21 protein-coding genes and 1 pseudogene are annotated in these 24468 nt (G+C 64.5%); 7 read left to right on the forward strand and 15 right to left on the reverse strand.

Going from position 1 to position 24468, the window contains the following annotated elements:
• Window positions 1-7 precede the first annotated feature (7 nt).
• Both eat and KY499_RS13895 read right to left on the reverse strand, forming a co-directional pair.
• On the reverse strand, window positions 8-1504 hold the full coding sequence (eat, locus tag KY499_RS13890) for an ethanolamine permease (protein ID WP_123254891.1): 1497 nt from the start codon (window positions 1502-1504) through the stop codon (window positions 8-10).
• 308 nt (window positions 1505-1812) lie between these two features.
• A complete protein-coding gene (locus KY499_RS13895) occupies window positions 1813-3750 on the reverse strand; it encodes a primary-amine oxidase (RefSeq protein WP_219885630.1) in 1938 nt (645 codons plus the stop codon).
• 430 nt (window positions 3751-4180) lie between these two features.
• Between KY499_RS13895 and KY499_RS13900 the strand changes: the two genes are divergently transcribed.
• Window positions 4181-5653 (forward strand): APC family permease, encoded by a 1473-nt coding sequence (locus KY499_RS13900; RefSeq protein ID WP_258190790.1) that lies wholly within the window; start codon window positions 4181-4183, stop codon window positions 5651-5653.
• A gap of 62 nt (window positions 5654-5715) precedes the next feature.
• Window positions 5716-6393 carry an IclR family transcriptional regulator gene (locus tag KY499_RS13905; RefSeq protein WP_258191106.1) on the forward strand — a complete coding sequence of 226 codons (678 nt, stop codon included), beginning with the start codon at window positions 5716-5718 and terminating at the stop codon, window positions 6391-6393.
• A 254-nt stretch (window positions 6394-6647) separates the two neighbouring features.
• Here the strand turns inward: KY499_RS13905 and KY499_RS13910 are convergent, their stop codons facing one another.
• Window positions 6648-7289, reverse strand: coding sequence for an NADPH-dependent F420 reductase (locus tag KY499_RS13910; protein ID WP_219885632.1), 642 nt, complete (start codon window positions 7287-7289; stop codon window positions 6648-6650).
• 228 nt (window positions 7290-7517) lie between these two features.
• Here KY499_RS13910 and KY499_RS13915 point away from each other — a divergent pair, with 228 nt between their 5' ends.
• Window positions 7518-7799: a hypothetical protein gene (locus KY499_RS13915; RefSeq protein WP_123255465.1), complete on the forward strand. Its 282-nt coding sequence runs from the start codon at window positions 7518-7520 to the stop codon at window positions 7797-7799.
• A 55-nt stretch (window positions 7800-7854) separates the two neighbouring features.
• On the opposite strand, the gene KY499_RS13920 is transcribed toward KY499_RS13915, so the two are convergent.
• Window positions 7855-8067 (reverse strand): hypothetical protein, encoded by a 213-nt coding sequence (locus KY499_RS13920; protein ID WP_123255466.1) that lies wholly within the window; start codon window positions 8065-8067, stop codon window positions 7855-7857.
• Window positions 8068-8523: 456 nt separating this feature from the next.
• Between KY499_RS13920 and KY499_RS13925 the strand changes: the two genes are divergently transcribed.
• Entirely contained in the window at window positions 8524-9255 is a 732-nt protein-coding gene (locus tag KY499_RS13925) for a FadR/GntR family transcriptional regulator (protein ID WP_123255467.1), read from the forward strand.
• A 75-nt stretch (window positions 9256-9330) separates the two neighbouring features.
• Window positions 9331-10077, forward strand: a complete 747-nt coding sequence (locus tag KY499_RS13930; RefSeq protein ID WP_219885633.1) for a glucosamine-6-phosphate deaminase — start codon at window positions 9331-9333, stop codon at window positions 10075-10077.
• On the opposite strand, the gene nagA is transcribed toward KY499_RS13930, so the two are convergent.
• The 8 genes and pseudogenes from nagA to KY499_RS13970 all read right to left on the reverse strand — a co-directional run bounded on the left by nagA (window position 10074) and on the right by KY499_RS13970 (window position 19674).
• Window positions 10074-11264 carry an N-acetylglucosamine-6-phosphate deacetylase gene (gene nagA, locus KY499_RS13935; protein ID WP_219887025.1) on the reverse strand — a complete coding sequence of 397 codons (1191 nt, stop codon included), beginning with the start codon at window positions 11262-11264 and terminating at the stop codon, window positions 10074-10076. The genes KY499_RS13930 and nagA overlap by 4 nt on opposite strands.
• A 62-nt stretch (window positions 11265-11326) precedes the next feature.
• The gene (locus KY499_RS13940; protein ID WP_123255469.1) at window positions 11327-12013 is read right to left on the reverse strand and encodes an N-acetylmannosamine-6-phosphate 2-epimerase; all 687 of its coding nucleotides are present in this window, start codon (window positions 12011-12013) and stop codon (window positions 11327-11329) included.
• A 10-nt stretch (window positions 12014-12023) separates the two neighbouring features.
• Complete coding sequence (locus KY499_RS13945; RefSeq protein WP_219885634.1) at window positions 12024-12968, reverse strand: ROK family protein; 945 nt, start codon at window positions 12966-12968, stop codon at window positions 12024-12026.
• A 79-nt stretch (window positions 12969-13047) separates the two neighbouring features.
• Window positions 13048-13977, reverse strand: coding sequence for a dihydrodipicolinate synthase family protein (locus KY499_RS13950; protein WP_123255471.1), 930 nt, complete (start codon window positions 13975-13977; stop codon window positions 13048-13050).
• A gap of 40 nt (window positions 13978-14017) precedes the next feature.
• Window positions 14018-14825: pseudogene (locus tag KY499_RS13955) on the reverse strand (ATP-binding cassette domain-containing protein).
• Entirely contained in the window at window positions 14822-16945 is a 2124-nt protein-coding gene (locus KY499_RS13960; protein WP_123255473.1) for a dipeptide/oligopeptide/nickel ABC transporter permease/ATP-binding protein, read from the reverse strand. Before KY499_RS13960 ends, KY499_RS13955 begins: the two are co-directional and overlap by 4 nt.
• 3 nt (window positions 16946-16948) lie before the next feature.
• Window positions 16949-17854 carry an ABC transporter permease gene (locus KY499_RS13965; protein ID WP_258191107.1) on the reverse strand — a complete coding sequence of 302 codons (906 nt, stop codon included), beginning with the start codon at window positions 17852-17854 and terminating at the stop codon, window positions 16949-16951.
• 194 nt (window positions 17855-18048) lie between these two features.
• Window positions 18049-19674: an ABC transporter substrate-binding protein gene (locus KY499_RS13970; protein WP_258190791.1), complete on the reverse strand. Its 1626-nt coding sequence runs from the start codon at window positions 19672-19674 to the stop codon at window positions 18049-18051.
• Window positions 19675-19848: 174 nt separating this feature from the next.
• Between KY499_RS13970 and KY499_RS13975 the strand changes: the two genes are divergently transcribed.
• Window positions 19849-20757, forward strand: a complete 909-nt coding sequence (locus KY499_RS13975; protein ID WP_219885639.1) for a DUF4862 family protein — start codon at window positions 19849-19851, stop codon at window positions 20755-20757.
• Between the two features lie 99 nt (window positions 20758-20856).
• Here KY499_RS13975 and KY499_RS13980 read toward each other — a convergent pair whose 3' ends face one another.
• From KY499_RS13980 to KY499_RS13990, 3 genes are all read right to left on the reverse strand, one after another.
• On the reverse strand, window positions 20857-22572 hold the full coding sequence (locus KY499_RS13980) for an exo-alpha-sialidase (RefSeq protein ID WP_219885640.1): 1716 nt from the start codon (window positions 22570-22572) through the stop codon (window positions 20857-20859).
• Window positions 22573-22604: 32 nt separating this feature from the next.
• Window positions 22605-23312 (reverse strand): hypothetical protein, encoded by a 708-nt coding sequence (locus tag KY499_RS13985; RefSeq protein ID WP_258190792.1) that lies wholly within the window; start codon window positions 23310-23312, stop codon window positions 22605-22607.
• 109 nt (window positions 23313-23421) lie between these two features.
• Window positions 23422-23643, reverse strand: coding sequence for a hypothetical protein (locus KY499_RS13990; RefSeq protein WP_258190793.1), 222 nt, complete (start codon window positions 23641-23643; stop codon window positions 23422-23424).
• 178 nt (window positions 23644-23821) lie between these two features.
• Here KY499_RS13990 and KY499_RS13995 point away from each other — a divergent pair, with 178 nt between their 5' ends.
• A complete protein-coding gene (locus tag KY499_RS13995; protein ID WP_219885642.1) occupies window positions 23822-24454 on the forward strand; it encodes a DUF1992 domain-containing protein in 633 nt (210 codons plus the stop codon).
• Window positions 24455-24468 lie beyond the last annotated feature (14 nt).

The raw sequence follows: 24468 nt of genomic DNA on the forward strand, positions 1-24468 counted from the left end.
CCGCCGGTCAGGCTCTGGAGTCGACGGAGTCCAGGGAGCTGACGGACTCGAGTTCGTCCTCGGCATCCTCGATAGCGGCGAATTCTTCCTCCGGCGCCTGTGCAACCAGCCGGTGGCGGCTATAGAAGGCAAAGTAGGCGATCATGACCGCGTAGGCTGCTGCGGCGTACAGAATCACCGAGGGATCCACGACGAAACCTGCGGTCAGGGCAGCCACGGCGAGGACGAGCGCTGTGGCAGAGGTGAAGATTCCTCCGGGCGTGCGGTAAGGACGCTCCAGCTTTGGCTCCCGAACCCTGAGGATGATGTGCGAGAGCATCATCAGAATGTAGGAGAGCGTGGCTCCGAAGACGGAGACGAGGATCAGCAGGTCGCCGGACCCGACGAGTGTGAGCAGGAAGCCAATGATCCCTGGAACGATCAGAGCCAGGAAGGGCACCTTTCGGCCGTTTGTCAGGGACAATACCCGCGGGAGGTAGCCTGCCCGGGACAGTGCGAACGTTTGCCTGGAGTAGGCGTAGATCATACAGAAGAAGCTGGACACCAGCCCTACGAGTCCGATGACGTTGACGAACCAGCTCAAAGCCGGGGCCGCGTCGCCGAGGGCGTCGATGAGCGGGTTGCCGGATTCCTGAAGGGCAGCTGAACCGATGGCGCCTGGTCCCAGCACCAGGATCGCTGCGGACAGGACGGTCAGAATAAGCACCGCCCCGATGAGTCCCCTGGGAATATCGCGCACCGGGTTACGGGCTTCCTCTGCAGCGAGCGGAACTCCTTCAACTGCAAGGAAGAACCACATCGCGTATGGCAGGGCTGCCCAGACTCCCACGATGCCGAACGGCAGGAAGGCACTGGCGCCCACCGCATCTGTGGGCTCGATGTCGAGGAGGAGGCTGGCATCAAAATACGGGATGATCCCGACGTACCAGGCGGCCAAACCAAATACGGCAACCACCGCGATGCCGAAAACCAGCTTGAGGACATGCTTGACCCCATAGAGGTGGAGCGTGATGAAGGCCGCGTAGAAGACCAAGTAGACGAGCGGACCGCTAATGCCCACCAGGGTCTCAAGATAGGCTCCGATAAACGTGACGACTGCTGCCGGGGCGAGGACAAATTCCAGCAAGACAGCGGTGCCCGTAAGGAATCCTCCCCAGGGACCCATGGCGCGGCGGGCGAAGCCGTAGCCGCCGCCGGCTGTCGGAATAATGGACGACATTTCCGCGAGGGACAGACACATGGCTGTGTACATGGTTCCCATCAATACCAGGGCGATCAGGAGGCCCCCCCAGCCGGCCTGGGCCAGGCCGAAGTTCCAGCCGGCATATTGACCGGCAATGACGTAGCCGACGCCGAGTCCGACCAGCAGTACTGGACCGGCGCTGCCGCGACGTAGCTGCCGGTTTTTCATATAGTCGTCGCTGACGTTCTGATACTCGACCCCGCCCTTTACATGCCTGGTCGCATGCTGTGTTGGGGGTGGCAGCTGTTGTTCTTTTGACATCGTTGTCTCCTGGGTCAATGGCCCCAACATGGCTTGATTATTCGGATCACGTGGTCACGTCGTCGTGAGCTAAACGGGACGGAGTTTGTTGCTTGGGCCTGAGGGTGGTGCGAAGTGGGTCCGGCGGGCTGGACATAGTCGGGCCCGCCCGGAGAGTGGGCCGCCCTCTCTCGATGAGTCAAAGGCGGAAAGCTCGCGGGGATGAGATCCCGGCGAGTGGAGTTAAAGGATGATTCTTGGGATGAGGTGACGGGAGCGCCGTGGGCGGATAACCGCTCAGGCGCTCCCGTGACCCTAACTAAGGACTGTCAGTTTCCGGTGCAGCACTGTGTGGTGTTGGTGGTGGGTGTGGTGTCGTTGCTGGGGAGGTTGAGGGTGGGGTTTTGGTTGAAGAAGCCGTGGGGTTCGAGCATGAAGCCGATGTTCTGGCGGGGCATGACGGGCCAGTCTTCGAGGCGGACGACGTGGTGCATGCCGAAGGTGTACCAGACGACGAGGTCTTCATCGACGATGTTCCGGTCTGCTTGGGTCCAGATGTGCAGGCCGTCATCGGCGCCGGTGGACTGGTTCGGGAATTCCCCGGCTGCGAAGCGTTCGGTGCGGTCGTAGGCGGTGACCCAGAGGTTTTTCCGGGCGAATGGTGCGCGCTGGCTGACGAAGGATTCGTCGCCGGCGGCGAGGGTGATGGCGTTGGTGGGGATGAGGCGGTAGGCGACGGGTTCGTCCACGATGTTCTTGCTGTCGTGGTTGACGACTTTCCAGAAGCGGTGTTTGGAGCTGTCTGCCTTGCGGATGGCTGCTTGTTCGGTTTCGAGGAGCCGGTCCACTGCCTTGAAGGCGGTGTGGGTGGGGTTGTCTTCGGGGATTTCCATGTCGACTTCGTAGACGGAGTTCTTCGGGCCGTCGAGTTCGAAGTCCATCCGGACGTTGAACATGTGCTGGTGGATGGGTCCGTAGAGTCCGTCGTTGTTCAGTGCCTGGCCGTACGGGGTTTTCTCGCCGGGGTGCTGGGCTGCGGTGGAGAGGATGCCGGTGGCCTTGACGAGGAACTCGATGCTGCCGTCCAGGAACAGGTGCCAGTAGAAGGCGTATTCGTAGTTCGCGACGGTGGCGATGAAGGAGATCACGAGTTTGCGGCTGCGTCGGGTTTCGGCGGTGCCTTCGCGGAAATCGAAGTGCTTCCAGAGGATGGAATCGTCTTCTTCGTGCATGCAGATCGCGTTTTCGATCGTCCACGGGTTGCCGTGGCTGTCCACGCTGTGGCCGTCGAAGTACTTGATCTCGCCGAGGCAGTCGCAGCCGAGTGTGAGGGAGTTGGCCATGTTGCCGATGTTGTATTCGCCGGAGTCGAAGGCGTTCTTTTTGGCCTGGACGGGGGCCGGGTCACCGTAGGGGACGACCATTTCGGACAGGGAGGCGCGGTTGATGACCGGACGCTCCACGCCCTGGTCGCGGAACTTCAGCTGGTGCAGGACCAGGCCTTCGCGGGGGGTGAAACCGACCCGGAAGGACCAGTCGGCCCACTGGACGTGGTTTCCGGTGACCTGGAAGGAAGCACCTTCGGGCTGGGTGATGGAGATGGGTTTGAGGTCGGTGCGGGCCGGGCCGACGTACTCGGGCAGGTAGTTACCGGAGGCGCTGGGGACCGGGATGGACTCGTTGTCCTCGACCTTGACGACCTTGCCGGAGCTGAGGTCGTAGAAGACGACGAAGTTCTCGATCGGGTGGGCATAGGGGCTGTCGGTAGGGTTCTCGCGGACGAAGACCAGGGCGCGCATCAGGCGCTGGCCCTGGGCGTCTTCGCCGAAGTAACCCACGGACCACGGTTCGAAGCAGACCAGCCCAAGATCGGTCAGGCCGCGGGCGGCGAGGGCCTTGATGACGTCCGGGTCTTGCCGGCAGGCTTCCTCGCACTCGGCGAACTCATCGAGCATGAACGGCGGCTGAACGCCGGTCGCCAGCTGCGTCCAGCCCGTGACGATCCCGGCATCAAGGTTAACGATGGCTTCGTAGGCGTTTCCCGTGCCGCGGTCGATCAGGACCGAGTCGGCTTCGCGTTCGGTTTCGCTGCCTTCACGCAGGGCCACCTTGGACGGCTCACGCAACTCAACACTGATGAAGCGGAACGTCTCCGCCGCGGCCTGGCCCTCCTTCAAAATCCCGACCGCACGGGAAATCTCGGCCCGGGACAGCGGATCCAGAGGATGCGCCCCTACAACGGTTTCGATATCAGTTTCGATAGACATGTTTTTCTCCTTGGATTTCAGAACTGTTCGTCTTTGTCAGAACTATTCATCTTTGGGTGCATATGAGACTGCGCTTTAGGTCACGCCAGAACGCCGGTTGAGGCTTTGGGAGGATATCGAATGCAAATTCGACATCTTCTATTTATCGAGGGCTAACCGAGCTCTGCTGGCGTGATGCCGGTCACGCACGTTCCCTGCACATAGCCAAACTACGTCGGGTAAATCATCTAGTCGAGACTTTTTAGGAAATTTACGTGAGAAATTCCAGGCTGTATTTTCTCATTGCAGTTAACATGTTGGAAACATTCGAAACATGCTCGCGACTGTCGTTGCCTCGCCCGGGAATGCTAGTGTTTTGCACCTCGGGTCGATGGCTTACGTCCCTCATGAGCAAGGCGGGGCCGGCCCGTCGGAGGGAAAGTTGGTCCCAGTGTCTGCCCGCGGCAATCGCTTCATCACCCCCCGCTCTCCCGTGGAGGGCCTGAACCGCCGGAAACTTTCGTTCCTGCCGGTTTTCGCGCAAGCAGTGGCCGCCGTGGCGCCGGCGGGTGCCATGGCCGTCATTCCGGCGCTCGTCTTCCCCGCTCTTGTCTTTGGAACCACTGGACCGAACCTTGTGCTGACTTTTGGCGCAGCTATGGCGGTCATGGTCCTGGTCGCCCTCTGTCTGCGACCGATGGCAAAGCGCATGGCTGCTGTCAGCGGCCTCTATAGCTATACGGCGAAGGGACTGGGCCAGCGGACGGCCGTTACCGTCGGCTGGTCGGCCATGTTCGGATACGGACTCGTGGCCATGGCCAGTCTTCTGGTTGTCGGAACATATGTCGTTCAGCTGTTTATTCATCTTGGGATTCCCGTAGCGGATCCCAAGTTTTCCGCGGTGCTGGTCGTTCTTGCTGCAGCGGGTGCCGCCTGTTTTCTTATGGTCAAAGGGATTCAGATATCCGCATGGTCCACGGTATTGATGGAATCCATTTCAATTGGCGTCCTCGCCGTTCTCCTGATTGTCTACTTCGCCTTCAACGCGCCGAAAGTGAGTGTCGAGAATGTCATTGTTTGGAACGGAAATTTTGATTCATTATCGATCGGAATTGTCGTAGCAATAAGTGCCTTTGTCGGCTTCGAAAGCCCGACCACTCTGGGAGGCGAGGCGCGCAAACCCTTCATCAGCGTCCCGCGGGCCATCACGTGGACCCCCATTGTGACGGGCGTGCTTTATCTTCTTGCCGTGACCGCCCAGGACGTAGCCCTCAACGCGGCACCGGCAAACATTACAGCCAGCTCCACTCCGTTGTCTGACCTGTTTTTCCAGACTTCCCCTGTGTTCGCCGCAGTCCTTGACTTGGGAATCGCAGCATCGTGGTTTGCGTGCGCGATCGCATCCGTGAACGCCCTTGCCCGGATATTTTTCTGTATGGGCAGAGAAGGTGTTGCGCCACGAATAGTCGGCCGGGCCCATCCCGTCTTTCGTACCCCCTCGATGGCAATCATGGTCGTAATGCCGGTAGTTGCCATCGTCCCCATCGCGATCATCATCTCCGGCGCCAGTCCTGAGCGGGGCCTCGTGAACCTCTTCACGCTGGGCGCCTTCGGATACCTCGGGACTTACATCCTTGCCAGCGCGTCCCTGCCCTTCTTCCTGCGCCGGATAGGGGAGAACACTTACGCCAGCTGGATACTGGCGGCAGCAACTTGCCTGGCGCTCGGGTGGGTGCTCTGGACGGCTGCGGCGGTATCGATTCGCACAGGCAACCTGCAGATCTTCATCTACGGCGGTGTCCTCCTCGCCAGCGTCATTTACGCCTTGTTCCTTCATCTCCGGTTTCCGGAGCGTCTGGCGTCCGTGGGCATCTACGACGAGACCCGGGAATCAGACCTGTTTCATGGAAGTCCCATCCCATGAGCTACAGGCCCGGAAACCGGGGGCCCAGCACGGCGTCAAACTCGCTCAGGATCTTGGAAATCGTGGCACGGTTCGGCACCGGGACAACGGCGAAAGAGATCACCGACACTTTGCAGATGCCGCCGGCGACCGCCTACCGGACGCTCAATGCGCTCGTCGGGGACGAATATCTGGCCCGCACATCGGACCTCCGCGGATTCGCACTCGGACACGCGCTTTCAGGACTGATTACGGCTGCGACCCCGCCAACCGTTCCTACCGCAGCCCACACTGCATTGGAAGAGTTCCGGAGTGGATACCGTTTCGCCGTGCACCTCATCATGTTCCGGAACGCATCCCTCCGAATTGCCGATGAAGATCCGGATCATCCGCTCCAATCATCATTCGAAATGCTCCGGTATCCACACGCGTCTGCCGCAGGGAAACTGATGCTTGCGGAACTTAGTGATTCGGCCTCCGCTCTCCCGAGGGGGCCGTTGATGAAGCTGACACAGCACACCATCACGGACAGGGGACAACTGGAAGAGCAATTCGCGGAAATTCGGTCAAAAGGCGAGGCCTCGGAAATCAACGAATTAGAACAAGGATCCGCCAGACTGGCACTTCCAATACGACTGCCAAATGGGCCTGTCGGCGCTGCCCTGTGCCTCTCCGGTCCCTCAGAACGGTTCGCCGCTATTTGTGAGCACGCGGAAGCGGCCCATCGTTTGACGTCACGACTAGCACCTCTCCTGTTCTGACTGAAAAATCGAAGCTGATCGACAGTGGCACTCCGGTCACGCCGGCTCAAGACCATTCCCGGCGGCCGAAGGCGCCGTGCGGTGTGACCAGCCTGGGGCATGGACATTTTCGTCATATTTCCGGCAGACGACGACGTCGGGGCACCCGCGCAGCAGGCGACGACGGCTGGAACCCGGTTGGGTATCCGCCGGCGTCGCCTGCTGTGTTGTTCGCGGCTGAGGCAGCCGTGTGAGCCGCAGCCGTGGCTGTCGGCTCAGATGGTGCGCGGCGCCTCGGCCAGCTTTTCGGTGAGCCCGGCCGCCGTCAGCCGCGGTCCGTAGCCGGGCCGGTCGCGCTCGATCCGCCAGCTTTCGGACAGGGCACCGATGTTCACGGTGTCGAAGCCGAACTCGTTATAGAGCCGGGTGACCAGGTTGCTGGCCTCGGTGTGGTCGCTCGCGGTGGCGAGGGCACGGCGGTTTTCCGTGCCGGCCGGGGTGCCGTGCGTGGTGATCTCGGCGGAGTAGATGTGGTTGAAAGCCTTCGCTACCTTTGACTCGGGCAGCCGCTCCTGCAGCATCTCCGACGTCGTCGTTTCACCGTTGTCCAGGGCGGGGATGTGGCCGTCGCGTTCCCAGTAGTAGTTGTTGGTGTCGACCACGATCTTGCCGGCCAGCGGCGCCGCGGGGAGATCGCAGATGTTCTTCAGCGGGACGGTCACGACGGCGAAATCGCCGGCGGCCGCCGCTTCCGCCGCCGTGGCGGCCCGGGCGCGGGGGCCGAGCTCCGCGACCAGGTCCGTGAGCGTTTCCGGCCCGCGCGAGTTGCTGATCACGACGTCGTAGCCGAGTTCCACAGACTTACGGGCGATCTGGCTGCCGATGTTTCCTGCACCAATGATTCCAATAGTTGTCATGATGACGGCAACGCCGGGCGGGTCAGTAAAATTTCGCCGCACGCTGCTGCGGGCCCGACACTGGCTACTTGGCAGCAAATGGCGGAGGAAAAAATATTATTTGCTGGCAGTCATCCAAAGCGTGGCTGGCTCCGAATGCTGGACGTGACGGGCTTGGCTCGTCCGCCACCTGACGGGGCATTCCGCGGGAGGAGTCAGAGAGTTGAGCAGGATTGGGAGGGATCGGTCATGACGATGTCAGACTATTCGCGTTTCATTTCGGACTGTATCGCTGCGGACGCCGGGGAGGACCACGGGCTGACCGACGATGAGCTGTACGGGGTGTATATCAGCTGGTGCGCGCTGCGCCGGCAAATACCCGAGCCCTGTAAAGCGTTCTGGGCTGCGATGGCGAAGCTGGGCTTTGACGAGCGGCGCCGAATCAACCGCCGCTACGTGCGGCCCGGACTTCGGATGACGGGCCCCGCGGCGGTTGATTACATTCTTGCCAGCCGCGCCAGTCTGGCGTAGCCGGAAGGCCCGGCGGCGGGAGGCTGGCGCATCCCGTAGCCGGGCCTGGGCGCTGCTAGCGGGAAAGCAGGTCCCCGCCGGAAATCTGGGGTGTGCGGCGGTTCAGGCTGAGGGTAAAGGTGTTGGGTCCGCTGCAGTTCACCGAGATGCTGCTCTTGGAGGTGTTGTGCCGGACCGAGAGATCGTGCACAAGGGTGTCAAGGGTGTGGTGCATCGTTGCCCGGTCCCAAATCTTCAGGGTTACAGAGTCGGCAGTGTCAAACGTCATTGTTTAGTGCTTCCATTTCATAAATCCGGAGGTCCGGCTGCCGCACCATCGCGGAGCCGCGGTAACAACCAATCCGCAAACGCCCTGAGACCTGGGCGGCTCGACGAGCTCACCGGCTTGGCCTCGTTGCGTCCACCAGATTGGGTAAATCTCTGCCGCCGATCCACGCCGCACGCCTGGTGCGGGCCGATGGTCGGGGCTGCGCGGGCGGAAGTTTCGGTCCCGCTCACGTATTCCCATACTGCACAGCCCTGCCGCCACGTCTCAAGCGGAATGCGTATTATTGCACGTGAGTCTCATCACATCGGTCCGGCGGAGTCGCCGGCAGGGAGTCAGGATGCCAGGCCCAGTCGGGTCCTAAAGATTTGCCACGACATCCTAGACATTGGACGTCCCATGTCCGGTATACTTAATAGTAGCCGATGACAACAGTCTGCGGCCCCGGAGGAGAATGACGTGAGCCCAGAATCCCGAGTAGTGCCGCCGCCCCGCTTGAGCGCGCAAATCAGATCCCAGGCGCTGCAGACGCAGATTATGGACCTGATTCTCGATGAGGGGCTGGACGTCGGCGATGCACTACCCACCGAAAGCGAGTTGTCCGCAGTGCTGGGCGTGGGGCGCAACACCGTGAGGGAATCCCTTAAGGTCCTCCAGGCACTGGGCGTCATCGAGATCCGGCACGGATTTGGGATGTTCGTGGCCCCGAACAACTTCACCGCCTTGACCGACGGGCTGGCCTTCCGCGGAAGACTGTCTTTGCGCCACCGCGGCGGCGAGGCCATGGAACTCATTGACGTCCGGCAGGCGCTGGAATCGGGTTTGATCGGCTCGGCCATCGACCTTATGACGCGGGAGCGGCTGAAGGACCTCCGCAACACGATGGAGGCAATGGAAGCCGCCGCGTCCGCCGGTTCGCCCCTGGCAGAGCTCGACGCCGAGTTTCACCGCCGCCTGTACGCGCCGCTGGACAACGACCTGCTGATCAACCTCATGGATGTCTTCTGGAAGGTCTACCGCCAGATCCATGACGCATTGGGATCCGGCCCGGTGGACCTCGGCGAGCAGGTCAGTGACCACTGGGCCATCTTCGAGGCTGTAGCGGCCGGAGATAAGGCGTTGGCCTCCGAACGGTTGCAGCGGCACTTCGACGGTATCCGCCAGAAACTTACGGACGTCCTGTCCCGCTAGCGTCACCGCTGCCGGCTCAACAGCACCCAAAGCTGCGCACTGCCGCGGCACCATCTTCAGAAAGTTCCGATTGATATGGAAATCTTCGTTTCTCCCGATGCCGCAGGCGCAGGCGCCGTGGCGGCGGGAATCCTCGCCGCCGTGATCCGCAGCAAGCCCGACGCCGTCCTGGGCGTCGCCACCGGCGGATCTCCGCTGCCGGTCTACCGGGCGCTCGCCGGACACGAAATGGACATGTCCGGCGTGCGCGCTTTTGCGCTGGACGAGTACGTCGGCCTTCCTGCGGGGCACCCGCAAAGCTATGCGGCAGTGGTGGCACACGAAATTACCGAACGCCTGGGCCTGGATCCCGCTAAAGTGGCTGTTCCGGACGGTGCCGCAGCTGACCCGGAGCAGGCGGCCCGCGAGTACGATGCCGCCATCGGCGTGGCCGGCGGCATCGACGTCCAGATCCTTGGCATCGGCCACAACGGTCATCTGGCTTTCAACGAACCGGGATCGGACCTGGATTCCCGCACCCGCGTGGAGGTTCTTGCGGCCCGTACCCGCCAAGCCAACGCCCGCTATTTCAGTTCTCCGGATGATGTCCCCGAAAGGTGCATCACGCAAGGACTCGGCACCATTATGGAAGCCCGGCAGCTGCTTCTTGTCGTGGCCGGTGCGGACAAAGCGGCCGTGCTGCACGAGGCCCTGAACGGTCCGGTAACTTCGCAGTGCCCCGCCTCGGTGCTTCAGCTGCACCCGCACGTGACGGTGGTGGCCGACGCAGCCGCAGCATCACTGCTGTCGGCACCGATCCCGGTTACGTCAGTGGTGGCCTAGCCGGTCAGGGCGGCCAGGATCCGCCCGGACCGGAGCACGGCGGTCTGCCGGAAATCCCGGTCCACAACCACGATGTCCGCCCGCAGCCCGGATTTCAGGCTGCCGATTTCTGATTCCAGGCCCAGCACCTGGGCCGGTACTGCCGTCGCTGCCAGCACGGCATCCGCTGGGGAAACCCCGGCCGCGATGGTCCGCCGCACCACCTCCAGTAACGTGGCAGTCCCGCCGGCCAACGCTCCATTGGACGCCAGCGTTGCTGTGCCACCACGGACCGTCACCGCGCACGGCCCGAGTTCATAGTCGCCGTCCGGCAGGCCTGTAGCGGCCATGGAATCGGTGACGAGGACGACGTTTGCCGCCCCGGCCAGCTCAAAAACCATCCGCACCGTTTCCGGATCCAGGTGGACGCCGTCGCCGATGAGTTCAACGGCCGCAATGCCCGCCGCGGCCAGACGCAGGCACGCCGCCACCGGCCCCGGGCCCCGATGATGCATCTGCGGCATCCCGTTGAACAGGTGGGTGACCGTGGGCCGCGCAGCGGCCCCGAAAGCCCCGGAATCCGCCGCGGACAGCAGCCCGGCAGCAAGTTCCAGCGACGCGGCAGCGGTTGCGGAATCCGCGTCGCTGTGTCCCAGGGATGGTGTCACGCCATGGGCGGCGAGTGCGCTGACGAGATCGCCGGCGCCCGGCAACTCCGGCGCGTAGGTCATGGTCCGAAGCGTTCCGCCGGCTGCTGTCAGCACCCGCCGGAGCAGTTCCGGATCGGGGTCCCGGAGCCACTCCGGGTCCTGGGCGCCGCAGCGGTGGTGGGACAGGAAGGGGCCCTCGGAATGGATGCCCGCGATGGTTCCGTCGGCCACGAGTGGTCTAAGGACTTCGATTTGCTGCTCCAGGTCCTCGATCGAGGCCGTGACCAGGCTGGCCAGCAGGGTCGTTGTGCCGTTGCGGTGCAGGAAGTCCGCTGCGGCGCGGCACGCTTCCGCGCCGTCGTTAGGGAATCCTCCGCCGGCCGCGCCATGGCAGTGCATGTCGACGAGGCCCGGCAGGATCGTGCCGCCCTCGGGGACGTCGAGGATCCGGGCCGCGGGGAAGGCTCCGGAATCAAAACCTGCCCTCGGCCCGGCAAAGGCAATGACGCCGCCCGCCACGGCCACGGCGCCGTCGCTCAGGACGACGCCGTCGGTCATGATGGTCCCAAACAGGACAAAGGCGGAAGACAGCGGTTCCGGACCGCTCACGGCCTGCACCTTCAGCTTGTCAGAGCGGTGGAAAACCACCCGGTGATGGTGGCGGGATGCGTGATGGCGGTGCCAACAACGACGGCGAACGCTCCGGCGTCGAGCGCCATCCGGGCCTGGACCGGAGTATGGATGCGGCCTTCGGCGATCAGCGGACGGCCAAGATCTGCTGCCGCGATTTGCTCCAGCAATTCCAGGTCCGGGCCCGTGGTCTTCTCCCGCTCGCCGGTATAGCCGGCGAGCGTGGTCCCGATCAGGTCGGCTCCGGCATCCACCGCGGCGACGGCATCCTCGTAGGAACCGCAGTCAGCCATCACGAGAGCATGGGATCCGGCATGGATTCCTGCTACGGTCGCGGCCAGGTCCAACCCGTCAGGCCGGGCGCGGCGGGTGCCGTCGATGGCCACGATGTGTGCGCCGGCGTTGGCCACCGCCAGGGCGTGGCGGAGCGTGGGCGTGATAAAAACGCCGTCGTGGCCGTCCTTCCAGAGACCGATAACGGGTACCTCGACGGCGCCGCGCGTGTGCTGGATATCTGCCAGGCCCTGGACCCTTACCGCTGCGGCTCCGCCGGTCACGGATGAGGCCGCCAGCTGGGCGATGGTCCGCGGATCGCGCATGGGTTCGCCGGGGTAGGCCTGGCAGGACACTATAAGCCGGGACCGGAGGCCTTGGAGGTCGTCGGGGCGCAGAATCATGGCTGTCTCCTCAGAGGATCGGGGGCTGCTTCAGGACAAGGTGCGCCGCGCCCACGATGGCGGCCGTATTCCCCAGCTTGGCGCGGTGCACCGGGATGCCGGCCAGGGGAGCCAGCAGCTCACGGCGTGCGGCCGCCACCATCGGATCCCACCAGGCGGCTCCGGCGTCCGCGAGGCCGCCGGAAACCACAATCACTTCCGGGTCAAGGATATTGGCCAGCCCGCCCACAGCCTGGCCGGCGGCGGCTGCGCCGGCGGCAATGGCCTGGTGCGCGGCCGAGTCGCCAACCCGGGCCAGGTCAAAGACGGCGCGGGTATCCGGGACGGACGAAGGACCGCCAAAGCGACGGAAGCTGGCGTGGATTGCGGGGCCCGAAGCGATGGCTTCGACGTGCCCGGCGTGGCCGCAGGAACACGCCAGCGCGGCACCGTCGTGGTACGCATAGGGTGAGGCGATGTGGCCGACGTGGCCGCCCACGAAACGGTGCCCCAGGACGGGGTGGCCGTCGAGGATAAAGCTTCCGCCGACGCCGGTACCGAACGCCACCATCAGCGAAGACTTGCTACCGGCGGCGGCCCCCAGCCACGCCTCGCCGATGGCGTGGGCGTGGACATCGTTGACCACGGACACGGCCAGCCCGGTGAGGTCACCCAGCCGGTGGCGGATATCCGTACCGGTCCAGCCAAGGATGGCGTCGGTGGCTGAGACGACGGTCCCGGTCCCGGCATTGATCACCCCGGCGGCCCCGATGCCCACGGCCGTTACGTCGATCCCGTCGGCGGCCGCCTGCGCCCGCAGGGAGCGGATTAATCCGGCGGTGGCGGCAAGGATGGCCTCGCCGCCGTCGCGGTTGCGCGTGGGTGTCTGGGCCGGGTACAGGACGGTGCCGTCCGCGGCGACGACTGCGGCCGCCGTCTTGGTTCCGCCAAGGTCAATGCCTATTACGTGCTGCATGCCATTCCTCAAATTCATTCACCGGCTAAGGGCCCATTCCCGTTTGGGCGCCAAGGGACGCCCAAACGGGAAAAGACCCTTAGATCAGGCCGTTGCGCGCCAGAATGACCTTGACCGCAGCGGTCTCGTCCTCGTCCAGGGACAGCATCGGGGCGCTCATGACATTGGTCTTGATGATGCCCATCAGCTGGAGCGCGGTCTTGAAGGCGCCCAGGCCGGCGGCGTTGCCGGACATGCGGCCCGCCTTCGGCGTGTAGACGATTTCGAAGACATCGGCCATCCGGTCCTGTTCGGCGGCGGCCTTGGCCCAGTCGCCGGCGACCGCGGCGTCGTAGATGCGGCGGTAGCCGGCCGGATCAACGTTGCCCAGACCCGGGACGACACCCTGGGCGCCGCCCAGCAGCGCGCCGTCGACCACTACTTCGTGGCCGGTGAAGATATCGAAGTTGGGGATGTTCCGGGCGGCCAGCAGCAGCTGGCGGAAGGAGACGTCGTCGCCGGAGGAGTCCTTGACGCCAGCGATAATGCCGTCCCGGCCGAGCTCGACCAGGAGGTCCGTGGGCAGCTTGAAGTGGGTACGGACCGGGACGTCGTAGGCGAACATGGGGACGTCCACGGCCGCGTGGATGCTGCGGAAGTGCGTGTTGTTCTCCTGGGCGTTTGAGATCGCGTAGTACAGGCTCGTGGCCACGATCGCGTCGGCACCGAGGGAGATCACGCGACGGGCCTCCTCGATGACGCGGTTGGTGGTCTGTTCGACGGCGCCCACGATCACAGGTACCTGGCCGGCGTTCACGCCGGCGACAGTCGTCACCACGGTGTCGCGCTCAGCGTTGGTCATGTGGGTGACCTCCCCGGAGGATCCGAGCACGAACAGGCCGGACACGCCGCCGTCGAGCAGGTGCCGCGTTACGTTCTCCAGCGACGGGACGTCGATGGCTCCATCTGCAGTGCGGGGGGTGACAACGGGAGGGATGATTCCCTGGTAACGGGTAGCGACGGTAGTCACAGTGTTCTCCAAAAGTGTGATCAGGTGGTGGCGGAAAAATCTAAGGGTGAAGCAGCGACGGGGCGGCGCCCAGCAGCTTCTTCGTGTAGTCGTTGGCAGGGTTGTCGAAGACCTGCGCGGCAGGGCCTTCTTCGACGATCCGGCCGAAATACATCACGCAAATGCGGTCGGAAACATAGCGGACGGTCTGGATGTCGTGCGAGATGAACACCATGCCGAGGTTCAATTGCGTCTTCAGATCAGAGAGCAGGTTCAGCACTTGCGCCCGGACGGAAACGTCCAGAGCCGATGTCGGTTCGTCCGCCACGATGATGTCCGGATCCAGGGCCAGGGGCCCGGGCAATCGCCACGCGCTGGCGCTGACCGCCGGACACCTGTGACGGCGTCACCTCGGACGCCGACTGCGGCAGGCCGACCAGGGCCAGGAGCTCCTTGACCGTGGCCGTGCGCGACGCCGCAGTGCCGATGCCGTGAACCTGGAGCGGATCCGTGAGAATATCCTGGATCCGCATCCTCGGATTCAGCGCGGTGGCCGGGTCCTGGAACACGACCGACACGGCACGACCAAAATCCTTGCGCATGGCGGCATTGCGCTTGATGGCCGGCTGGCCGTGGAACAGGACCTGGCCCGACGTCGGCGCCTGGAGCCCCACGAGGACGGAGGCGAGGGTGGATTTGCCGCAGCCGGACTCGCCGACGATGCCCACGGTTTCCCCGCGGCTGATGGTGAAGTCAATGCCATCAACGGCTTTGACGATATTGGGCCGGAACAGGCTCCCGGTGCGTGCCCGGTGATAGACCTTGACGTCCTTGAGCTCAATGACCGGTTTTCCGGTTGAAACACTCACTTCGAGTCCTCCTTCAAATGGCTCGCCCAATAGTGGTCGGTATCGCCGCCGACAGCGGTGAGGACCAACGGCTGATCAGGATTGGCGTCGGCCCGCAGGGAGCGGGATGCGAAGCGGTCGCCCGTGGCGAAGTCGGCGGGCGACGGCACAGTGCCGGGGATCTGGTGCAGGCGCTCGGCGTCGGCCTCGATGGAAAGGACGGCGCCCAGGAGGCCCCGGGTGTACTCGTGCCTGGGGTTCTGCAGGAGCTCCGAAGCCTGTGCCGATTCGACGACCTGGCCGGCGTACATCACGGTCACACGGTGTGCCAGGGACGCCACGAGTGCGAGGTCATGGCTGACGAAGACCATGGCGAAGCCGAGCTGTTCACGTAGTTCGTTGAGCAGGTCAACCACCTGCTTCTGGACGGTGACGTCCAGGGCTGTGGTCGGCTCATCGGCCACTACGATCTTGGGCGACCGGGACAGTGCCATCGCTATCAGGACGCGCTGGCGCTGTCCGCCGGAGAGCTCATGCGGGTAGCTGGCCAGCGTCCGGACGGGATCGAGTTTGACCATCTCCAGCAGCTCGGCCGGTGTCTTGCGGCCGCCGCGCCGGGTGAGCTGGAGCATCTGCTCCTTGATCTTCATGGACGGGTTCAGGGAGCTCAGCGCGTCCTGGTAGACCATCGCGATCTGTTCCCCGCGGAGGCCTTCGTACGCCTTCGCACTGCTGTGGCCCGTCGCGGAATCCAACAGTTCCTTGCCGTCGAACAGGATGGAGCCGGAAATGCGGGCGGTTTTGGGCAGCAGCCCCATGATGGCCAGCGAGCTGATGGATTTGCCGCAGCCGGACTCTCCCACAAGGCCCATGGTCTCGCCTTCCCGGACGGTGAAGGAGACGTTGTCCACGATGGCGGTTTCGCCGAAGCGGGTGGGGAAGTGAATGGAGAGGTTCTTGACTTCCAGGACCGTGCGGGCGCCGGCCGGGACCTGGGGCAGGCGGTCCGTGCGCCCGGCCTCGACGGCAGCGAGAAGCCGGAGCTCCTGGTCCAGCAGGGCATGCGGGTCGGTCGAGTTCTGCGGATCACCGGAGGCCGCGGATTCGTAGTCCCCACCGGTTCCGTTCCCGGAACCGGTCCGCGAACGGCGGCCGGCGGCCCGGACGCCGTCGAGTTCGTGCACCTCGACGAAGGAAGGCTGGGCGACCGATGTGCCGATTTCGGCGTCGACGGCGGTAACGGCGACAGCGGCGGACGAGCCGTCGTCGTCCTTGACCGACGGCGCCCTGCGCAGTTTGGGGTTCACCATGGCGTCGGTGAGGCCCTCGGCGAGGATGTTCAGTGCGAGGACGGTCAGCAGGATGGTCAGGCCAGCGAAGGTGGTGGCCCACCAGCCGCCGGAGAGGACCAGGTTGCGGCCGTAGGAGATGACGTTGCCCCACGACGGGGCGGGGTCCTGCACACCGGCGCCCAGGAACGACAGCGACGCTTCGAGGATGATGGCGTCGGCCACCATCACGGTGGCGAAGACGAGGACCGGCGCGGCCGTGTTGCGGACAATGTGCTTGCCCAGGATGTAGAAACGGCCGGCTCCCATCACGCGTTCGGCGCGGACGTAGTCCTCGCCGTACTGGGCGAGGACGTTGGCGCGGACCACGCGGGCCAGTTGCGGGGTGTAGATGATGGCGATGGCCACGATGATGGTGGGCACCGAGTTGCCGAAAGCGGCCAGCAGGACAGCGGCCAGCGCGATCCCGGGAAACGCCATCAGGATGTCCATGAGACGCATGATGAGCTCATTGACGGCCTTGCTGGAGGTCGCCGCGAAGGCACCGAGCAGGGCGCCCGCCAGGATCGCGAGGGCGACGGCGCCCAAGCCAATCATGAGCGATGACTGCGCCCCAAAGAGGATGCGGGAGAGAATGTCGCGGCCGAGCCGGTCCGTGCCGAACAGGTGTTCGGCGCCCGGTGCCTGCGCCGGAATAAAGGTCTCCAGGGGATCGTGCGGTGCGATGACCGGGGCGAAGACGGCCGCAAGAACAATGGCGATGAGGAACAGCAGGGCGAACCGGGAAGCCCAGGGCAGTGATTTGAAGCGGAGGCCCGGGGCACTCAGCCGCTCGGCGAGCTTGCTACGCATGGGCTATACCGTCCTGATTCGGGGGTTGATGAGCAGGTAGAGAAGGTCCACCACGATGTTGACCAGGACGAAGGTGACGGAGATGGTCAATACGACGCCCTGGACGAGGTTGACGTCGAGGCTGGTGATGCCGTTGAGGATCAGCTGGCCCATGCCGGGCAGAGCGAAGATCATTTCGATGACGACGGCGCCGCCCAACAGGTAGCCCACGCGCAGGCCGAGGACGGTCACGGGCGTGACAAGGGCGTTGCGCAGTACATTCCTGGCGACAACTTCGCGGTAGGGCACGCCGTTGCCGATGGCGGTGCGGACGTAGTCGCGGTCCAGTTCTTCCACCATCGAGGTCCGCACGACGCGGATCAGCGACGCGGACACCGGGATGGCCAGCGCGAGGGCGGGGAGGGCCATCGAGTTTAGCCACCCGCCGAAGCCGGCTTCCGGCGCTGCAAGGCCACCGGAGGGGAACATCGGATTGGCGCCAAGCGCGAACCACTGGATGAGCAGAATACCGAGCCAGAACGACGGCGTAGCGATCGCGGCGATGGAGAAGACCCGGATCGCCTGGTCCTGCCACTTGTCCCGGTACAGGGCGCCCAGGACTCCGAAGACCAGGGAGAGCACGACGGCGATCATAACGCCCAGGAAGGTGAGCTGGAGGGTCAGTGGGAAGGCGGAGCCGATCATCGACGCCACGGACTTCGCCGGCGGCGTCGTGACCCCGAGGTCGAACTGCAGCAGCTTCCCGAGGAACCTGACGTACTGCACGAACAGGGGGTCGTTGAGGCCGTTTTCCTGTCGGTACTGCTCTTTGGCTTCGTTACTGGCGCCCTCGCCGAGGGCCGAGTCTGCCTGATCGCCGGGAGCGGCCTGCAGGACGAAAAAGACGAGCAGGGTAATGCCCAGGATCATCAATGGCAGTGCCGCGAGCCTGCGTCCGAGCAAACGCAATATCATAACCAATTTGTTCTCCGGTTGTGTCGGGTGTGCCGCAGGATTACTGCGTCACGGTGTGGTGCCACAATGCAGGGGGTTGTGGCGGGCTGGCCGCAACCCCCTGCAGCGTCGGGTCGGCGTACCGTCCCTCATTCTTGGGCGAGGTGTCCCTAGGACGTGCGGCCGACTCCGATGAACGACATCCCCGTGGTGGGCAGCGGCTGGAATCCTGTCAGGTTCTTCTCTTTCCAGGCTGTGGGGAGCCTGCGGTGGAAGATCGGGTACAGCGGCAGTTCCTCGGAGACCAGGTCCACGATCTCACCGACGATCTTCTTCGATTCGTCCTTGGTGGCCTGCGTTCCCTCCACCATCAGGCCCTGGAGTGTGGCGCGTTCCGGGGTGGTCCAGTAGGCGCGCTTGCCCATCCAGGTCTCGCTTGCGTAGAACCAGCTCAGGAGCAGGTCAGCGTCGTTGCCGAAGACCGAGGGGTCGCCCGGGGCCGCGGCAACGGTGTAGTTGCCGGTGCCGATGCGGTCGCTGTACATCGCGCCGGACTGCAGGCTCGCGACCGTGACCTTCACTCCTGGGAGCTTGTTCCAGGATTCCAGGATCAGCGGTGCCACGTCCTTGACCCAGGCCGTATCGGTGGTTACCAGCTCGAATTCAAGGCTGGTCACACCGGCCTCCTTGAGCAGGTCTGCAGCCTTCTGCGCGTCGTAGCCGTAGACGTTCTTGGCCTTGACGTAATCCGGGTGGCCTTCCTGGAAATAGGAGCTGGCCGCAGTGGCGTTGCCGAACAGCGCCTTCTTGATGATGGAGTCCTTGTCCAGGCCGTAGTGCAGGGCCTGTCGGACCAGCTTGTTGTCGAACGGCGCCTTGGCGCAGTTAAACATCATAAACAGCATGCCGAAGGACTGAACGGATTCGACCTGGACCTTGGACTTGAGTCCGTCCACGTCCAGGTACGGGACGTCCTCGATGGCCTGGACACGGCCGGACTGAACGGCGGTGACGCGGGCCGCTGCGTCCGAAAGCAGGAGCCAGTTCATGCCCTTCGCGAGCGGGGGCTTGGGGCCGTTGTAGTCCGCGAACGCCTCGAAGACGATCTTGTCGTCCTTGACGGCAGAGACCAGCTTGTACGGTCCTGAACCGACGGGCGCGGCGTCGAAGGCCTTCTGATCCGCGGAGGCCAGGGCCTGGGGAACGATCTTGACCACAGAGATCCGCGGACCGAAGCCCGGGAACGGGTACTTCAGGGAGAACTCGACCGTCGTGGCGTCAAGAGCCTTGACATCGGCGATGAAGGGGATGAACTGGGAAAACAACGAGTTGTTGGCCGGGTCCATTACGCGGGTGAAGGAGTACACAACGTCGTCCGTGGTGACGGGGGAACCATTGTGGAACTTGGCCCCTTCGCGGATGGTCACCTGGTAGGTGGTGTCGTTGACCTTCTTGGGGTCAGCTGCGGCCAGGGCGTTGTAGGGCTCGCGGGTGGCCGGGTGCAGCTCGACGAGGCCTTCGAAGATATGCAGGTTCGCTGCCAGCGGTGTGGCACCGGAGGCGGTCATCGGATCGAATCCGGTGGACAAAGCGTAGGAGATGCCAGCCTCAATGATGAGGTCCTTGTTGGCAGCCGCGGTGTTTGCTGCAGTGCTTCCCGACGTTGTGGCAGCGCCGCCACAAGCCGAGAGGGTAGCGGTGAAGGCAGCGGCGGCACCGGCAGCGCCGGCCAGTTTAAGGAAGCTCCGGCGGCTGGCGTCATTGACCAGCGGCAGGTTCTTGAGGGTTTTGCTCATGTGAGACCTCATCATTCAAGTAGTTAATCGGATGTAGGACGTCCGATGCTTGTACGATTGACTGTAAGGGCCGTCACAGGTTCCCGTCAAGCTCTGTTTTTCGCGTCAGGCCATGTCGCCACGGCCTGTTTACGGCTGCGGTCCACCAACCCCACCAGTACCAAGGAGATCCAGATGTCGCTGATCGTCGGCGCCTATCCCGCCCAGCCCACGGGTGCCGCACAACGGTTGTTCTTTGACGAGCTGGCCCGGGTGCGGTCCATCCGCGGATTGGAGCTTCCGTACCGGGCAGCCGGCGGCGAGGCCTGGCCTTCCGGGGCGGCAGAGGCCTGGACGGCTGTGGTGACCGCAATTCCCGGCACTATGCAGCGTCTGGGGGAGGATGGCCGGTTCGGACTGGCCTCGAACGACCCGGACGGGAGGCGGTCCGCGCTGCACTTCGTGGCCGGGATCCGGAGTTACGTGGCCTCACTCGTCGACGCGGGCCACCCGGTGGAGGCAGTGGAACTCCATTCGGCGCCAGCCCTTAACGCCTCAGCAACAGCCCTGGCGGAGTCGCTCAAAGAGGTGCTGGACTGGGACTGGTGCGGCAGCGCGATCGTCATTGAACACTGCGACAAGCCGCGGCGCGGGCAAGACCCGGAGAAGGGATTCCTGCCCTTTAGCGCGGAAGTCGAGGTTGTGGAGTCTTTGCGGGCACAGGGTCTGGGCAATCTGGGAATGCTTGTGAACTGGGGCCGGTCGGTTATTGAAACGGGAGAGAGCCGCACGGCGGCGGACCACGTCCGCCAGGCCAGGGAAGCCGGCGTGCTCATGGGCCTGATGTTCTCTGGCTGCTCACCGGCGCAGACCGAGTTCGGGTATCCGTGGATTGACGCGCACCTGCCCGCCGTGGAGGTCGACGGCGCCCCGGCCAGCTCACTGCTGAACGCTCACGAAATCGCCCGCTGCCTGGCCGCGGCCGGACAGATTCCCATCACCGGCTTCAAGATCGGCGTGCCGCTCGACGCCGTATCCGCCGTCGAGCGGGCGGGGCGCCTCCAGCAGATGTGCGATCTGATAACCGGGATCATGCGCCCTTAGGATCCTGGTTGGGTCCCCTTGCGCGCCACCGGGCACCGGGTTACCGGTGGGTCACCGGCGCGCCAGGCCGGTGCCTGCCGGGGAATGCCGGTGTGCCGGTCACTTGTCAGGATCCGGTCCCGTCCTGACCTGCCCCGTCGCCGTGTCAAAGTGGAACGTCCGGGTGCGGCACACGGTGGCTGCCCCGTACTGGCCCTGCACCGAATAGGTGACTTCCGCCGCACCCCGGGCCACGTCCGCAGCCGTCACGGTGTACGTCGGTGTGAAGTACAGGGCCTCGTCTCCGGGAAGCAGGTCCGCCGGCGGAAACGCCCCGGTGCCTGGTCCGTCCAGCCGGACCGCCGAGGCCGGGAGGCTCCCCTCATTGCGGGCCCGGCCGGTGAATGCCAGCATGTCACCTGCTTTGTAGCCCGGGGACACCGGACCGTAGTTCAGGTCCTGGGCCTCCCGGGTTCCGATGATCTGGGCCGTTTCCGGGGAGTAGCCCTGGCCGATTTCTTTCCATGTCTGGACATCCCAGTCGCCGGCATCCGGGGCCATAACGTGGAATTCCCCGACGTTCTGCCACACCGTGGGGCGGCCTGGCGTGATGGAGCGTAGTTCCATGTGGAACACCAGCCCGGTGCCGGAGTTGGATGAACCCGGCGCCTGGGACGTTAGTTGATTCGTCAGTTGATCCGTCAGTTGGCTTGTCAGCTGCCCGGCGGGGATGGAGGCGAACACTATTTCCCGATAGCCCTGGCGCTCGTAGAGGACCCCGATGTTGCCGTCCGGCAGCCGCGCCGCGGTGGAATATGCGGAACTGCCCGGGCAGAGGACCAGTTTGGCAGGCCACGTCAGCCCGTTGTCAGGGGAGAGGCTGAGGACGGTGTTGCGCCGGAGCCGGGTGTCATTGTTGTTTGTGGCCAGGAGCCAGTCGTCGCTGGATCGGGAGGCATAAGAAACGACCGTCGGCATGCCGTCAAACCGCACCAGGGATCCGTTGTCGCTGGGATCCGGCAAGTCCTCGACCGGGCGCAGCGGGCCCCAACTATGCCCGCCGTCCGTCGAGACCGCCGCGAGACGGCGGGGTGTGGCCCTGCTGTGCAGGAGCAGCCGGCCGTCAGCCAAAACGGCAACTTTGTTTTCGTTCGGCCCCTGGCCGTCCGGGCCTGGACCGATGAGTTCGCCGAGAGTCCAGGTATCGCCGTGATCATCGCTGTAGGCAGAGGCGGCCATAATCCCGCCCCTGACCAGGACCACGAACTGCTGCACCAGCCTGCCCCGGAACGGCCCGGCGTGGACTTGGACGCCTTGACCCGACGCGGCGAAAATCCCTGTAATCCCGGCGGCCGCGTGCTCCTTGAGCTGTCCGGTGATGCGCCTGTGTTGCCAAGTCAACCCGTCATCGTCGGAAATGCTGATGTCACAATGCTGCACGGCGTCGTCCGGGCTCAGTCCCGCCACGGCTTCAAAGAAGCCGGCCTGCGTCCCGGCCGCGTGGAACATAAAGATCCGTCCGGTTTCGGCATCAACGAGGAGGCTCGGGTCGCCGTATCCGTTAAGGCCGGAGCCGGTGCGGACAACCTGTTGGCTGCCCCAGGTCCGGCCGCTGTCGGTGCTGCGGCGCAGTAAAAGGTCTATCGGGTTGGGGAGGTCGTCCAGGTTGGGACGGCCGTCGTAGGCAGCCAGCACTGTGCCCTGGACCGAGACGGCCAGGGCGGGAATGCGATACTGCCGGTAACCGTCAAGGCCGCGGACAGCGAGGACATGTTCTAAGCAGGGTTCGGCGGCAGGTACCGGGGCGGTGTCACTATTCGGGACATGGGATGTCATACCTACACTCTAGAACGGCGAAGTGCCCGGGGTCACGTCGCCGGCCGCAGTGACGTAATCATCTTCTTGATATTCCGGTATTCGGCGGTTTCCGCATAAGCCTGGGGCGTGTCCACGTGCATTTCCAAGCCTGGCCGCGCCGCGAGGGGGTTGTAGGCGCCGCTGAACTGGGCGCCGCTGGGCGGCCAGGTGAAGAAGTGGAAAATCGGGCACGCCGTAGGCCCGTCAGGAGCCGGGGCCGAGGTGATTCCGTATGCCGCGACATTCACCTTCGCCGGGTCCGGGTGGTTGACATCGGTCCTGGTCTCGAAGACGAACCGCGGCACACTGCCCTTCTGCTCCAGCGCGGGCAGCGGCACTGAATCGAGCGCGGAATACGGGAGCTTGTCCAGACACTCGGATCCAGCGGCTATGTTCGTCCGCAGGCTCGCCAGCAGGGTTTCGTTCTCATCAACGACCTTCACGAAGACGCCTTGGCCTGTTTGTTCAGTCTCGGAAATGACGTTCCACGACTGTGGGTGATCGAACAGAAACTTGCCGTCCGCCGTCTTATAGCTGGTCCAACTCGACTCCGGTGCAGAAGCGGTGGCCGTTGGGGCGTCTGATGTCGCCGCCGGGACGCTCACCGGGGCGCTGCTGGCGGTGCCAGGTGCTGATCCGGGACCGCCTCCCGAGCCGCAGGCGCCCAGCAGGAAAGCCAGACCCAGGATCCCGGCGGCGGACGGTGCTCCTCGACGCATGGCAACCTCCGATGAAGGAAACTATCCACCAATTGTGCCCCCGCGTGGCGTGGCTTGGAAGAGCCGCGGGCGCAGCCGACCGGCAGCCGACCGGCCGCCGGCTGCGACGCTACCTGGAAGCGTCCTCGGCATCATGCGGGTCCACAAACTCGCAGGAGCCGTCGTGGCGTTCCGTCAGTGTGCAGGTGCGGCCGGAGGGGAGATGGATATTGCCGCAGCGGCCGGACATCGCGACGGCTTCAGAGACGTGAGAGCTGGGCAGATCCGGGCGTTCCTCGCGCCGCTCGTGCCGGTGCGGGCTGATCGGGATGATGGGGTCGGAATTGGTCACGGCTGCTCCTCAAAGGCTGCAGTGCAGGGATGGGTGGGCAGGGTGCTTGACGTCCGCGCGGCCACGCTGACATGGCTGCGTCAACACCAGACTAGTCGGGTTTTGCCCCCATCGGACCACTGGTCCGCATACTAAAATTCAGCACAGTGGAGCCGGTGCGCAAGGACGGGGAGGATCCATGGCAGAAGAGACAGGCAACGGCGGGACCAGCGCCTTCCGGCGGCGGGTGGAACGCGCCGCCCGATTCCGCGCTGCCCGGACCCCCGGTGCGACGGCTGAGGAAGACGCGGAACTGGCCGCAGCCGACGATGAAGTCCGGCAGCGGCGGGCGAAGGTCGATGACGAAGCCAGGGCCGAGTACCTGGTCCGCGACGCCATGGCACAGGGGAAGTTCGACAACCTCAAGTACGCTGGGAAACCGATCCCCGGACTGGGGGAGGGCTACGATCCCGACTGGTGGGTCAGGGGCCTGATCCAGCGCGAGAATCTCACGGGGATGGGCCCGAAAGCCATCCTGCTCCGAACGGAGGACGCCGGTCTCGACGTGCGGCTGGACGGGCAGCACAGCGAGAAGCAGGTGCGGGACATCCTGGCGGACTTCAACACCCGGGTGATCGACGCCCGCCGGCAGCTGCAGGGTGGCCCGCCGGTGGTGACGAAAATTCGCGACCTCGACGCCGAAGTGGAGCACTGGCGCGCGCGAAAGGCGGCCGCGGCCGCCGCGGCCGCGTCAGCTGTCCCAGTGCCGGAGCAGGCGCAACCGAAGATGCGGCGTCGCTGGTGGCGGCGGTTGAGGGACGGTGCGGGCTAGGGCCGGGCGGCGCG

The sequence above is a fragment of the Arthrobacter sp. PAMC25284 genome, from assembly GCF_019443425.1.
GTDB classification, from domain to species: domain Bacteria; phylum Actinomycetota; class Actinomycetes; order Actinomycetales; family Micrococcaceae; genus Arthrobacter; species Arthrobacter oryzae_A.